The following is a 12,957-nucleotide window of genomic DNA, read 5'->3' on the forward strand; positions in this document are numbered from 1 at the left end:
ACGCCAATGACAACAGTTGACGCGGGCGAAAGCCTGGCCGGATTCACGGTGGGTATCACGGCGGCCAGACGGGCGGAGGAGTTCGCCACGCTGCTGGAACGGCGCGGCGCGACCATCGTCTCGGCGCCGGCCATCCGGATCATCCCCCTGTCCGACGACAACGAGCTGGAGCGGGTGACCAGGCAGCTGGTCGCCGATCCGCCGCAGATCACCGTGGCCACCACGGGAATCGGCTTCCGCGGGTGGATGGAGGCTGCCGAAGGCTGGGGCCTGGCCGAGGACTTGCGCGCGACGCTCGGGACCACCCGGATGCTCGCCCGCGGCCCGAAGGCCAAGGGCGCCATCCGCGCCGCGGAACTGCGCGAGGAATGGTCGCCCGCCTCCGAGTCCTCCGCCGAGGTGCTCGATCACCTGCTCGGTGAGGGCGTGGAGGGCGTCCGGATCGCGGTGCAGCTGCACGGCGCCACCACCGAGTGGGAGCCGGTGCCCGACTTCTGCGAGGTCCTGCGCTGCGCGGGCGCCGACGTCGTGCCGGTGCCGGTGTACCGCTGGGTGCCGCCGGAGGACCAGGGGCCGATGGACAACCTCATCGAGGCCATCGTCACCTCCGGCATGGACTGCGTCACCTTCACCAGCGCGCCCGCCGTGGCGTCGATGCTGATGCGCGCCAAGGAAACCGGGCTGCTGGAAGGGTTGCTGTACGCGCTGCGCGGCCGGGTGTTGCCCGCCTGCGTCGGCCCGATCACGGCGGCGCCGCTCGAGGAGCTCGGGGTGCCCACCTCGATGCCGGGCCGGGCCCGGCTGGGTGCGCTGGCCCGCCACGTCGCCGAGGAACTGCCCCGGCGCGCCAACCGGATTCACGCCGCGGGACACATCATCAGCGTGCGTGGCGCGTGCGTGGTGGTGGACGGTCAGGTGCGTCAGCTGGCGCCCGCCCCGATGGCCCTGATGCGCTCGCTGGCCCGCCAGCCCGGCCGGGTCGTCTCGCGTGAGGACTTGCTCGCCGCGCTGCCCGGCGGCGGGGATGACACGCACGCGGTGGAGACCGCCATCGCCCGTCTGCGCGCCGGACTCGGCACGCCGAAAGCGATTCAGACCGTGGTCAAACGTGGGTACCGGCTCGCGCTGGACCCGGCGGAATGTACCGACAACAACCCCAGGCCCACCGCGACAGGAGGACCGCAGGTGCCCGGCGTCGGAATTCCGACCCGGGCACCTCGGTACATCCAGGCTGCGGGGAGCTGGTGACCGCTCCCGCCCTGGTGCTGGTGGCCCACGGGACCCGCAGCACCAAGGGCGTGCAGATGATCGCGGCGCTCGCCGAAGCCGTGACGAAGGAACTCGGGGAGAGCCCGTGGGTGCGCACGGCATTCGTCGACGTGCTCGGTCCTTCGCCGTCGGAAGTGCTGCGCGATCTGGTGACGCCGACCGGGGAAACCGTTCCCGCCGTGGTGGTTCCGGCGTTCCTGGCCTCGGGTTATCACGTCTACCAGGATGTGCCGCGCGAGGTGGCCGACAGCGCCCATCCCGCCGTGGCGGTCACGCCCGCCATGGGGCCGGATCCGGCGCTGGCGCGGATCATGGCGATGCGGCTGCGCGCGGCGGGCTGGACGCCCGGTGACGCGGTGGTCTTCGCCGCCGCGGGCTCTTCGGACGCTCGTGCCCGCCAGGATGTCCGGCGCGCGGCCGCACTGCTGGCCGAGCGCCTCGGTTCCGCGGTACGCATCGGCTACGTCGCGACCGGTGCGCCGCGCGTGCCGGACGTGGTCGCCGAACTGCGCGCGGCGGGGGAGCGCCGGGTCTTCGTCGCCTCCTACCTGCTCGCACACGGCTTGTTCCAGCAGCGCCTGCGCGAGGCGGGCGCCGACGGCGTCGCCGAGCCCATCGGCGTGCACCCGGCGGTGGTCCGGTTGATCGCCGACCGCTACCGGGTCGCCGCGGGCGAGATGGTCCGGGCGCGGGCGCACTGAGCAGTACGCGTATGGGGCAAACGTGCCTCAGCGGAGGGTTGCAGGTGCGCGGGATCGTGGAGAGCGCCTGGCACTGCGGGCTGGACCGTCGCACCCTGGTGTGATTCGACCGTGGATGTCGCGATCGGCCTGGTTGTTCTCGTCGCGTCGGCATCCGGTGTGATGCGCCACGCCGATGCTCCTACTCGGCGGTGTAGGCGTTCGTGGGATTCGAAGCGACGAATTCCGCCCAGGGCTGCTCGCCATCGGGATGATCCGGACAGGTGTTCACCCCCGCCCGGAAAGCGCGCCCGACCCGTCCGGGCACCGGCAGCGCGACGATCCGGCGCGGACGCCGCCGGGCGTCCCGCCACACCTGCGCCAACTGCGCCATCGTCAGCACCTCCGGACCCCCGAAGTCGGGAGCACGACCGAGCGGACCGCTCTCGGCCAACTCGGCGATCCGCCCCGCCACGTCAGCGGCAGCGACCGGTTGGAAACGGAAGCTCGATGGCAACGGCGCCACGGGCCACCCTTCGACGGTCTGCAAGACGGCCCCGAGCAACTCGTGGAACTGGGTCGCCCGCAGGATCGTGTGCGGCACACCGCTGTCGATAATCGCTCGTTCGCAGGCCACCTTGTTGCGGTAATACCGGAACGGAATATCGTCGATCCCGACGATCGACACGTAGAGCAGGTGCCGGACCCCGCGTGCGGCCCGGAGCAGATTCTCGGTCTGCGCTATATCCGGTCGGCCCATGCGACGGGAATCGGAGGCCGCGTGCACGACCACCTCGGTTCCGGCCACAGCCTCCGCCACGCCCGCGCCGCTGCGCAGATCCCCGATGTGTGTGCCCGCGCCCGAGCGACGTGAAAGCACCCGCACCTCGTGGTCCGCTTCACGCAACCGAGCGACCACGAGCCTGCCGAGCGCACCGGTTCCGCCGGTGACGAGAATTTCGGCCATGAACCATCATTACCGGTGACGCCCGGCGGCATGCGGGAGGTCGCTGTCACTGGTGAGTCGCTCGGAGCGTGATAGCCCAGCCACCGAGGCGCTGTCTCGGTCGCTACCCTGCCAATTCGTGGTCGCGTGCCCCCAATCAATTGGGGGATAGGCCCGAGACTCCCATTGCTGGTACCAAGTTGGGTGCGACAGTTGGATAGTCGCCACGGCGCCGCGGGAATCTCGACAATCGGGAGGGGGCCTTATGCCCGTGCAAGGACCGATTCCGCGTCGGGGGTCGGCTGAGACATCCGCAACGTGGGTGCTGGAGGCTGCCGTGGGCATGGTAGCCGGAATATGCTCCGTCGCGCGGGCGCAAGGAAGTGCAGCGCCTACGTCGATGGATGCGACCGACCGCATTCCCGGTGAGCCGCGCCCAGGCGCGGTAGAGCGCGAGGCGAGTTCGTGAGCGTGCTGCGTCGAAGGCGAATGACGCGTTCGGACACCGGGTACGGGGCCTTCCTGTCCTACAGCGGTGACCGAGACCGGGCCTTGCTTCCCTCGGTACAGAACGCGATCGAGAAGCTGCCGCGACCGTGGTACCGCTTTCCGCGGATGCGTGTGTTCCTCGACTACAGCGGCGTCTCGATCGGTCCCGAACTGTGGGGCAAGATCGTCGCCGGTCTGTCGCGTTCGGAGTGGCTCGTCGTGATCGCGTCCCCCGAGGCTGCCCGGTCGGCGTGGGTCGACCGGGAGATCGAGTGGTGGCTGGCGAATCGATCTCCCGAGACGATCCTGCTGGTTCTCAGCGCCGGTTCTCTGGAGTGGGACGAGCAAGCAGGCGACTGGGACCGCGCCCGCTCGACCGCGCTGCCGCCGCGTCTGTTCGGGGCCTACGCCGCAGAGCCGGTATACAAGACGATCAAGTGGCGCGAGGGCGCGGACGGAGTCCCGTACCCGGACATCGACGCCATCGCGGTGAGCATTGCCTCGGTGGTCCGCGGCGTCTCCGAGGCGGACGTCAAGTCCGAGGGCTACCAGCAGACCAAGCACAACTTGCGCTGGGCGCAGGCCGCCATCGTCACGTTGGCCATGATGCTGGTCTCGGCGCTGGTCGCAGGGTTCGTTGCCTGGGTGCAGAGCAATCGCGCCGAGGAGCAGGCAGGGATCGCCACGGCCCGGCTCATGGCTTCTGTCGCCGACACCGGACTGACCACCGATGTTCGCGCGGCCCTGCTGCTGGCCGTCGCGGCATACCGTCTCGACCCGAGCCCGCGCCACCATGCCGCGCTGCTGCGGGCGAATCTGGCCAGTCCAGGCGTCGCCCGGTACGTTGCCGCGCCCGCGGACGTCGCTGTCCTGCGCAGCAGCGCCGACGGCCGAACCGTGGTCGCCGGACTCGCCGACGGGCAGGTGGTGACGTGGGCGCCCGGTGATCCGGCGACGACTCCCGTCGCGGGCTTGCCCGGCCGGATTCGGTCGGTGGCCGTCGCCGCGGACGGCCGGACCGTCATCGCCACCGATGGTGTGTCGACCACGTTGTGGCGCGGGGATTTCGGCCGACGCGATTTCGGCGCGCCGAATCAGCGCAGCGCCGATGTCGTCGCGATCTCCGAGTCCGGGAAGTTCGGCGCGGTCCACCGGAGCCATACCGACGCGGCCGGGAGCTTCGAAGGTGCGGTCGATGTCATCGACGCGCTGTCCGGAGAGGTTGTCTCCTCGCATCCGACCGGCCGAGAGATGCGGAGCATGGTATTTCCCGACGACACGACGTTGCGTCTGCTCGACACCGGCGGCCACGTGCGAGAGATCTCCCTGCGAGACGGGGCTGTCGCGGACATCTCACCCCTGGATGCGGACTACGTTTGCGGTGTCGGACAGAAGGTCGGAGAACTGTCGGCCGACGGGTCCTCGTTCACGTGTGGAGTCATGCCCGGCCTTCCGGTCCCGGTGTTCCGGCTGCGCGCGACCCCGGATGCTCCTCGCCCGGAGGACGGGTACGCCGGTGTCGCCATGCCCAGCCGCTGGTCGCCCGCCGTGCTCAGCCGCACGGGACGCACGGCAGCGGTGCCCAGCGACGGCCGTGGCTTCTATGTAGCCGACGTGACGGCCGGCATCAAACCTCCGGAGCCGCCGCCGCTGATCACCGGCGCCGCCGTAGATTTCGACCGAGCGCTACTGCGGTTCCTCGGAACTTCCGAAACGCGGCTGGTGTCGGCCTCCGGGCCGCTGATCACCCTGTGGGACCTCGAGCAGCGTGACCGCCTGGCGAAATCCATCGCCGTGCCGATCGTCAAAGGATGCAACTCTTGTGAGCCCAGCTTGTCCCTCTCGCCGGACGGGCGCACCGCTGTGATCGAGGGTCAGCACAAGAATCCGGATACAGCCGTGCTGAACAGCGACGTGGTGATCATTCAACAACTCGGACCGGACTCGTCCCAGCAGCACCTCATACCAGGACTGTCCGCCACTCCCGCGTGGCGACCGGACGGCACCGTGCTGGCTCTCGCCGCGAATCCCGTCTCCGGCGCGGAACGTCGCGTACCCGCGCGCAAGCCAGAGGTGTCAACGCCGTTCGAGGTGGCGGTCCTGTCCTCTCCGCCCCCGTATCTACGCGTCCGCGCGGCCGGAGTATCGCCCTCTTCGCCCACCGCGGTGTCGATGGACAGCAGCGGCAGGGTGTACGTGCACAATTTGGCGACCGGCGGTATCGAGACGGAATCCCTGCTGGCAGGCGGCGCGGTCGACTCCGACGAGGCTCAGGAAGCGGTGATCGACGCGACCGGTGAGTGGCTGGCTGTGCGCGATGCCGACCACATCTCGGTCTACGACTCGTCCGAACGGCAGAGTGCGCACGATCTCGAGGGCAAGGACGTGCAAGCGATGCTGTTCGCCGGACCGCATTTGCTGATCCGCAGACAGGACAGTATCGAAATCTGGGATCGGACCGGCTCCATCCGTGAGCGGACGATTCCCTTCCGCGGCACTCGGGGCGCGACCTCGCAGCTTTCCGCCGCGGCGGACGCGGCCGTGGTCGTCGCGACAGACCAGGCAGGCTACTCGATGCTTTTCGCGGCCGACGGCACGAATCTGGGGGAGATAGAGCCCGATTCCGTCTGGCACGTCCAATCCGCTGTCGCCTTGTCCCCTGATGGACGGCGTCTCGTGACGGTAAGCCCCGGTCCCGAATTCTCCGGGGGCGCCGATGGCACGCTGATCGAACGCGACATCTCGCCGGAGGGCTTGATTCGGACCGCTTGCGCGCATGCCGCCACCGATCTCACCGACGCCGAGTGGGACGCCCTGATAGGGATCGCGCGTCCTGCCGAAGCCCGCTGTCCCTGAGGTGCACAGCCGTAGGTCTGAAGGGTGAAGCGACCCCGATCAGCTGCTAGGGGTTGCTCGTGGGAGGTCGGACTCAGCGGACCATTTTTCTTTCGTGTTCTGGTGCGCCGGTGAGCGGGTGAAGGACGCGCGATAGCTGCTCGGCGGCACTCCGACATGTCGAATCATGTGCTGGCGCAACGACTCCGCCGAGCCGATGCCGCTGTGCCTGGCCACCTGGTCCATCGGCAGCGTGGTGGATTCGAGCAGTTCCCTGGCGCGTTGCAGGCGCTGGAGCAGCAACCATCTCTGCGGGCTCATACCGGTCTCCTCGTGGAAGCGGCGAGTCAGCGTTCGGACGCTGGTGCGCGCGTGTCCGGCCAGGTCGTCCAGCGACAACGGGGTGTCGAGTCGTCGCAGCGCCCATGCGCGGGTGTTGGCCAGGGTCACGCCCTTCTCCGCGGGTATGGGCGCGTCCACGAACTGAGCTTGCCCGCCGGGGCGCACCGGGGTGACGACGGCGGCTCGGGCGGCGGCGTTCGCCACCGTCGCGCCGTAGTCGGCGCGGATCAGGTGCAGGCACAGGTCGATCCCGGCCGCCGCGCCCGCGGCGGTGGTGATCGGGCCGTCCTCGACGAACAGCATGTCGCTGCGGACCGACACATCCGGATGGTTCGCCGCCAGTTCGTCGGCCAAGGCCCAATGCGTGGTGGCGGTGCGGCCGGACAGCAGGCCGGCTTGCGCCAGGACGAAGGCGCCGCTGCAGATCGAGGTGACGCGTTTGCCCGCGGCCACTGCGCGACGCAGGGCGGTGAGCGTGGCGACGTCGGCATCGGCGCGGCTGCCGGTGCTCGGCACGACGACGGTGTCCGCTTCCTCGATCGCTTCCAGGCCGCGGGAGACCACCACGTCGAATCCGCCCAGGCCCGCGGGCAGTACGCCGGGCACGGCCGTGCACACCACGATGCGGTAGCCGGGTCGGCCGTCCACCATGGCCGCGCCGAGCACCGTTTCCGGCATGGCGAGGTCGAAAGCCTTGACCGGGGGAACCGCGACGACGGCGACAGTCTGCATGGCCTGATCCTTGGGATAGTTGGCAATCCGGCCAGTAGCCTACCCGACCGCGCGGCGGCAGGCTGAGTAGCACGCGATCAGCGAACGGTATGCGCTCCGGCGCTGGTCGTGTGAATGCTGTTGTCGTAGAGAGGAATTCGCATGCGTTCGCATGTCATCGTCGGTCGCGGAGCTACCGCTTCGGCCACCGCGAAGCTACTCGCCGAGTCAGGCGACCGGGTACGCATGGTCAGTCGCAGTGGCGCGGGCCCCGAGAACCCGAGCATCGAGCGCGTGGCGCTGGACGCGGTCGACACGGCCGCGCTGGCCGCACTCGCCGAGCAAGCCGACACCGTGTTCAACATGGCCATGCCCGCGTATCACACTTGGCCGCAGACCGTTCCGCCGCTGTTCGGGTCCATTCGCGCCGCCGCGGAACAGGTCGGCGCGACTTACGTGATGTTGGGCAACCTGTACGGCTACGGTCCCGCCGACGGCCCGCTCACCGAGCAGTCGCCGCTGGCGGCCACGGGACCGAAAGGCCGAGTGCGTGCCCGGATGTGGCAGGAGGCCGAACGGGCCCACCGCGCGGGTCGCGTGCGCGCCGTCGAAGTGCGGGCCGGGCAATTCGTGGGCGCCGGCGCGGCCTCGCTGTTCTCGATACTGGCCGAGCCGAATATCCGCGGCGGCCGGTTGGCGTTGCTTCCCCAAGCCCTCGACCTGCCCCATGCCTACACCGCGATCGGCGACGCCGCGGCGGCCGCCGTCGCGGTCGCGCGCGACGAACGCGCCTGGGGGCGCGCCTGGCACGCGCCCACCATCACCGCGACCGTGCGCGAGCTGGCCGGACGATTCGCCGCGGCGGCCGGTGCGCCCGAGCCGCAGCTGGCGGTCATGAGCGATCGCGAGCTGGCGCTGCTGGCGATCACCGACCCGTTCTGGGGCGAGCTGTTCGAGACCTACCACATGTCGCACGCGACCTTCACCGTCGACGACTCGGCCATCCGCGACACGTTCGGCTTGAAGGCGTCCGACCCGGACGAGGTGTTCGCGGAGGTCGTGCGCGCCGCTTGACCGATCGAACAGCCGATTCGCCTTATCCGAGGACTGCGGTCAGGTCCAGGTGCGCGAGTCGGTCGTGGTCGGCGAGGATGTCGATGGCGGTGATACGGCCGCCGACGACAGTGAAGCTCATGATCGAGAACGGGGCGCCGTCGAGGGTGTTGACCAGTCCGGCGACGCCGTTGACGACCGCCGGGTTGACGGTGCACAGGGTGGCCATGCGCTGGAAGGTTTCGGCTTGCCCGGCGACGGCTGTCGCGCCCCGGATCACGCGCATCGCCTCGCCGGCGTCGGCGCGCAACACCACGTCGGGGTCGAGCATTCGCAGTAGTTCGTCGAAATCTCCACCGCGTGCGGCGGCGAGGAAGGCATCGACGACGCGGCGTTGCCGGGACAGGTCCGGGTCGGGGCCCGGTGTCGCGCCTCGGACCCGGCGCCGCGCCTGGCTGGCCAGCTTCTTGGCGGTTTGCGGCGTGCGATCCACGATGGGCGCGATCTGTTCGTACGGCATGGCGAACATGTCGTGCAGGACGAAGGCGAGTCGCTCGGCCGGGCTCAGCGATTCCAGCACTATGAGCAGCGCCAGTCCCACCGAATCGGCGAGCAGCGCTTGTTGTTCCGGGCCGGGCGTGGTCTCGCTGGTGATCACCGGGTCGGGTAGGTGGTGGGCCTCTAACGGTTCCTCGTGGCGGCTCTTGCGTGCCCGCAGCATGTCCAGGCAGACCCGTCCGACGACCGTGGTCAGCCAACCGCCCAGGTTGCCGACGCCGGCGGCGTCGGTGCGGGCCAGGCGCAGCCATGCCTCCTGAACCGCGTCGTCGGCTTCGGTGAGCGAGCCGAGCATCCGGTAGGCGACCGACCGCAGGTGTGTGCGGTGCTCTTCGAACCGGTCGGCCAGGAACTGCTCATCGTGCACGGGATCCTCCTCGATTTCTTCCCGAACCGATGACGAACCGGCGACGGAAAACGTGACCCTATCCCTTCGCCGGTCCGTCGTGCGGCCTGGCCGACCCGTCGGCGAGATGCGCGGCCGAAGGGCTCGCCAGCGCTTCGACCAGGAGTTCTCCGTGCTGCGGTCACAGTCTGTTCCCGCTGTACGTCAGTGCAGCGGAACACGATCCGCAAAGCCGGGCAACTGTCGAAGGGAACAACACTGTGAACGCGATCGAAGTACACGGCACCGTCGCCGAGGGCTACGAACAGGTGCGTGCCGAGTTCGCCACCGTGGTCGCCGAGGAGAACGGGGAATCGGGCGCGCAACTGGCCGCGTTCGTCCGCGGCCGCCAGGTGGTGGACCTGTGGGCGGGCGCGGAGGTCACCGCGACCACACTCACCGGCCTGCACTCATCTACCAAAGGGGCCGCGGGCCTGGTGATGGCGCTGCTGATCCAGGACGGGGCTCTCGACGTCGACAAGCCGGTCGCCCACTATTGGCCGCGGTTCGCAGCCGCGGGCAAGGAGCGCATCACGGTGCGAGACGTGCTCGTGCACCGAGCCGGGATCATCGGGGTCGACGGTGGTTGCACCGTCGCGGAACTGGCTGACGAGCAGATCATCGCCGAGCGGCTGGTGGAGCAGCGGGCCTACTTCGCGCCGCGCACCGTGCACGGCTACGGCGGGTTCGTCATGTACGCGATCCTGGGTCAGGTGGTGCGCGCGGTCACCGGAAGCACCATTCAGAAACTGTTCGAGCAGCGCGTCCGCGCCCCCTATGGGCTGGACGTATACCTGGGTCTGCCCGAGGAACTGGACCACCGGTACCTGCCGATCCTGCCGTGGCGGGCGACGCCGGAGATGGAAGCGGCCTTCGCCGCGAACTCACCGAACCCGCACAGTATGGCCGGGATCTCCTACAACCTCAACGCGCGCGGCTTCACCGCCGCCGACGTCATGGCGCTGCCCAACGACACGAAAGTGCGCCGCCTCGGGCAGGGTTCGGCCGGCGGCGTCGGCAGTGCGCGCGGCCTGGCGCGGATGTACGCGGCGGCCACCACCGGCGTCGACGGACGGCCACCGCTGTTGTCCCTGGAAACCATCGCCACCATTTCCGCAGTCCATTCCAGCGGCGCGGACTTGGTGCGCGGGAACCGCGCACCCTACACGTTGGGATTCGAGGCCAAGAGCCTGCTGCATCCGTTCCTCGGCGTACACGCCTTCGGGCACACCGGCTCCGCGGGCTCGGACGGATTCGCCGATCCGCACAGCGGTCTCACCTACGGCTACACCCGCCACCGCGCGGCGTTCGCGTTCAACGCACCCGAGAACGGACGGCTGGCCGCCGTCCTGCACCGCGCCGTGACCGACACCGACGTCGCGTCGGCCGCCTGACTCCCCTCCATCGACCATCAGGAGCGACACGAACATGTCCACTCACACCACCTCGAAAATCCGCACCCGCGGCGTGAAACTCGCGCGCTGGGTCCCCGTGGCCGCCGTGCTGGCCGAGACCGCGGTCGGCGCGTACTGGGACCTCGCGCGGATCTCCTATGTCCGTGAGTCGTTCGACCACCTCGGCTACCCCATGTACTTCGCGACCATCCTCGGCGTCGCCAAGACCGCAGCGCTCGCGGCGATCCTCACGCCCGGCCATCCCCGCACCAAGGAATGGGCCTACGCCGGACTGGTCTTCGTCTACGGCGGCGCCGCCGCGTCCCACGTAGCCGCCGGTGACGGCCCGGACAAGTGGGCGATGCCGCTGTTCTTCGCCGTCGCCACCTTCGCCGCGCGCGCCTGGCTGCCGCAGGGCGGCTCCACCACAGCCGCCCTGCGCGCACTCGGCGGCTCCCGACGCCGGCCCCAGTACGCCTGACCGATCACACCAACCACAGATTCACCCCGAGAGATAAGGAAACCGGACCATGAACGCGAACACCACCACCCAGCAGCGCAGCGGCTCCCGTCTGCCCAACCCACAGCAGCTCGTCCCGGCACTGGGAGAGGTCGGCGCGGCGCTGTTCAAGGCCACCGGCACCGGAGCGATCCCGCCGGCCACGGTCAGCCTGGTCCAACTGCGCGCCGGCCAGATCGTCGGCAGCACCTACCTGGCCATCCTGCACGCGGGCAACCTGCGCACCGCCGGTGAATCCGAGGAACGCATCGCCGCGGTGGCGACTTGGCGTGACGCCCCGTATTTCACCGAGCCAGAACGCGCCGCGCTCGCCTTGGTCGAGGCCGTTCTGCAACCCGCACCGCTCGGCGAGCGAGTGCCCGACGAGCTCTACGCCCGCGCGGCCGAGTACTACGACGACAAAGCCCTGGCCACGCTCGCGATGGCCATCGGCCAGGTGAACTTCTTCGTCCCGCTGGCCCTCATCGGCAAGCCGCTGCCCGGTCGGCCGCAGGCCGAGCAGTGGACCCCCGTCTTCTGACGGTTCGACACCACCGGCCGCGGGGCCGGGTCACCCGCCCCGGCTCCGCAGCAGTGCCGTCCTCGCCAGGTCACCGACCGCGAACGGCCGAGGACGTGCCGACGGCCGTACCGGGGCCACATCAACTGTCGTTGCTGAACAATAGCTAGATTTGAGAAAATCGCCGAGTCTCCGCTGTTTATCCCACTTCAAATGCGAATTCGTGAGCATTCGGTAACATGCTGGATGGATGCCTCGAGGGCTTGGGCGGGCGTGATAGGAACTCATTCATGTACCGGCTCCTGCGATGCCTGGTTCCACTTCTCGCGGTATGCGCCGCCTTCGTCCCGCCCACGACAGCCGCCGCCGCTCCCGGCGCTCGCATCATCGATGTGCGCTCGCTGGGCGGGCGGGAATTCGAAGTCGTAGTCCATTCGGGAGCGATGGATCGCCCCATCACGCTGTGGGTCTCGCATCCGGGTTCCGGCGCACCCGCGCTGTACCTGCTCAACGCCGTGGACGGGGGTGAGGAGGGCGGGCCGTGGCCCCGGCGCACCGACGTCGCGGCGTTCTTCGCGGACAAGCCGGTCAACGTGATCGTGCCCATGGGCGGGCGCGCCAGCTACTACAGCGATTGGTCGCGCGACGACCCGGTGCTCGGCCGGAACAAATGGACGACGTTCCTGACCAGGGAACTGCCGCCGCTACTCGCGGCCAGGTTCGGGATGAACGGCCGCAACGCCGTCGCGGGACTGTCCATGTCGGCGACCTCCGCGTTGAACCTCGCGATCGGCGCGCCCGGCCTGTACCGGGCGGTGGGCGCGTACAGCGGGTGCCCACGCGTCAGCGATCCGATGGGCCAGGCGATCGTCGCGGCGCAGCTGGCGGTGTTCGGCGCGGCCCCGGCCAATATGTGGGGTCCGCCTGGTGACCCGGCCTGGTCCGAACACGACCCGATGGTGCAGACAGAGCGGCTGCGCGGTGTGGCGCTCTACATCTCGGCGGGCACCGGCGTGCCGGGACCCCACGAGACGCTCAGCGATCCGGGCATCGACGGCAACCCCGGCCGGCTGGTCGACCGGCTGCTGGTCGGCGGGGCCATGGAAACGGTGATCAACGGCTGCACCCGGGCGTTCCTGGACCGCTTGAATGCCCTCGGCATCCCGTTCACGGCGAATCTGCGCCCCGTGGGCACGCATGCCTGGACGTACTGGCAGGACGACGTGCACGAGTCGTGGCCGATGTTCGCCAGTGCGCTGGGTGTCTGACCGGGCAG

11 protein-coding genes are annotated in these 12,957 nt (G+C 69.5%); 8 read left to right on the forward strand and 3 right to left on the reverse strand.

What is annotated here, in order from left to right:
* The first annotated feature begins 6 nt into the window (after positions 1-6).
* Both K8O92_15215 and K8O92_15220 read left to right on the forward strand, forming a co-directional pair.
* Positions 7-1,248 (forward strand): uroporphyrinogen-III synthase, encoded by a 1,242-nt coding sequence (locus K8O92_15215; protein UAK35047.1) that lies wholly within the window; start codon positions 7-9, stop codon positions 1,246-1,248.
* Complete coding sequence (locus tag K8O92_15220) at positions 1,245-1,970, forward strand: sirohydrochlorin chelatase (GenBank protein ID UAK35048.1); 726 nt, start codon at positions 1,245-1,247, stop codon at positions 1,968-1,970. The genes K8O92_15215 and K8O92_15220 overlap by 4 nt, the downstream gene beginning before the upstream one ends.
* Positions 1,971-2,151: 181 nt before the next feature.
* On the opposite strand, the gene K8O92_15225 is transcribed toward K8O92_15220, so the two are convergent.
* The gene (locus K8O92_15225) at positions 2,152-2,916 is read right to left on the reverse strand and encodes an NAD(P)H-binding protein (GenBank protein ID UAK35049.1); all 765 of its coding nucleotides are present in this window, start codon (positions 2,914-2,916) and stop codon (positions 2,152-2,154) included.
* Positions 2,917-3,384: 468 nt separating this feature from the next.
* Here K8O92_15225 and K8O92_15230 point away from each other — a divergent pair, with 468 nt between their 5' ends.
* Entirely contained in the window at positions 3,385-6,240 is a 2,856-nt protein-coding gene (locus K8O92_15230) for a toll/interleukin-1 receptor domain-containing protein (protein UAK35050.1), read from the forward strand.
* 39 nt (positions 6,241-6,279) lie between these two features.
* On the opposite strand, the gene K8O92_15235 is transcribed toward K8O92_15230, so the two are convergent.
* Entirely contained in the window at positions 6,280-7,293 is a 1,014-nt protein-coding gene (locus K8O92_15235; GenBank protein UAK35051.1) for a helix-turn-helix domain-containing protein, read from the reverse strand.
* Positions 7,294-7,434: 141 nt separating this feature from the next.
* Here K8O92_15235 and K8O92_15240 point away from each other — a divergent pair, with 141 nt between their 5' ends.
* Positions 7,435-8,346, forward strand: coding sequence for an NAD-dependent epimerase (locus K8O92_15240; protein UAK35052.1), 912 nt, complete (start codon positions 7,435-7,437; stop codon positions 8,344-8,346).
* Positions 8,347-8,368: 22 nt separating this feature from the next.
* Here the strand turns inward: K8O92_15240 and K8O92_15245 are convergent, their stop codons facing one another.
* A complete protein-coding gene (locus K8O92_15245) occupies positions 8,369-9,250 on the reverse strand; it encodes a sigma-70 family RNA polymerase sigma factor (GenBank protein UAK35053.1) in 882 nt (293 codons plus the stop codon).
* Positions 9,251-9,489: 239 nt separating this feature from the next.
* Here K8O92_15245 and K8O92_15250 point away from each other — a divergent pair, with 239 nt between their 5' ends.
* The 4 genes from K8O92_15250 to K8O92_15265 all read left to right on the forward strand — a co-directional run bounded on the left by K8O92_15250 (position 9,490) and on the right by K8O92_15265 (position 12,949).
* A complete protein-coding gene (locus K8O92_15250) occupies positions 9,490-10,662 on the forward strand; it encodes a beta-lactamase family protein (protein UAK35054.1) in 1,173 nt (390 codons plus the stop codon).
* A gap of 34 nt (positions 10,663-10,696) precedes the next feature.
* Positions 10,697-11,143 (forward strand): DoxX family protein, encoded by a 447-nt coding sequence (locus K8O92_15255; protein ID UAK35055.1) that lies wholly within the window; start codon positions 10,697-10,699, stop codon positions 11,141-11,143.
* A 49-nt stretch (positions 11,144-11,192) separates the two neighbouring features.
* The gene (locus K8O92_15260) at positions 11,193-11,702 is read left to right on the forward strand and encodes a carboxymuconolactone decarboxylase family protein (protein UAK35056.1); all 510 of its coding nucleotides are present in this window, start codon (positions 11,193-11,195) and stop codon (positions 11,700-11,702) included.
* A gap of 269 nt (positions 11,703-11,971) precedes the next feature.
* The gene (locus tag K8O92_15265; protein UAK35057.1) at positions 11,972-12,949 is read left to right on the forward strand and encodes an esterase family protein; all 978 of its coding nucleotides are present in this window, start codon (positions 11,972-11,974) and stop codon (positions 12,947-12,949) included.
* The last annotated feature ends 8 nt before the right edge of the window (positions 12,950-12,957 follow it).

It is taken from the genome of Nocardia asteroides, from assembly GCA_019930625.1.
In the GTDB taxonomy this organism is placed as follows: domain Bacteria; phylum Actinomycetota; class Actinomycetes; order Mycobacteriales; family Mycobacteriaceae; genus Nocardia; species Nocardia sputi.

What these genes read in the sequence shown, in the direction of transcription:
- K8O92_15215 (UAK35047.1), top strand. Translation starts at nt 7, where the DNA reads ATGACAACAGTTGACGCGGGCGAAAGCCTGGCCGGATTCACGGTGGGT.
- K8O92_15225 (UAK35049.1), bottom strand. Translation starts at nt 2,916, where the DNA reads ATGGCCGAAATTCTCGTCACCGGCGGAACCGGTGCGCTCGGCAGGCTC.
- K8O92_15230 (UAK35050.1), top strand. Translation starts at nt 3,385, where the DNA reads ATGACGCGTTCGGACACCGGGTACGGGGCCTTCCTGTCCTACAGCGGT.
- K8O92_15235 (UAK35051.1), bottom strand. Translation starts at nt 7,293, where the DNA reads ATGCAGACTGTCGCCGTCGTCGCGGTTCCCCCGGTCAAGGCTTTCGAC.
- K8O92_15240 (UAK35052.1), top strand. Translation starts at nt 7,435, where the DNA reads ATGCGTTCGCATGTCATCGTCGGTCGCGGAGCTACCGCTTCGGCCACC.
- K8O92_15255 (UAK35055.1), top strand. Translation starts at nt 10,697, where the DNA reads ATGTCCACTCACACCACCTCGAAAATCCGCACCCGCGGCGTGAAACTC.
- K8O92_15260 (UAK35056.1), top strand. Translation starts at nt 11,193, where the DNA reads ATGAACGCGAACACCACCACCCAGCAGCGCAGCGGCTCCCGTCTGCCC.
- K8O92_15265 (UAK35057.1), top strand. Translation starts at nt 11,972, where the DNA reads ATGTACCGGCTCCTGCGATGCCTGGTTCCACTTCTCGCGGTATGCGCC.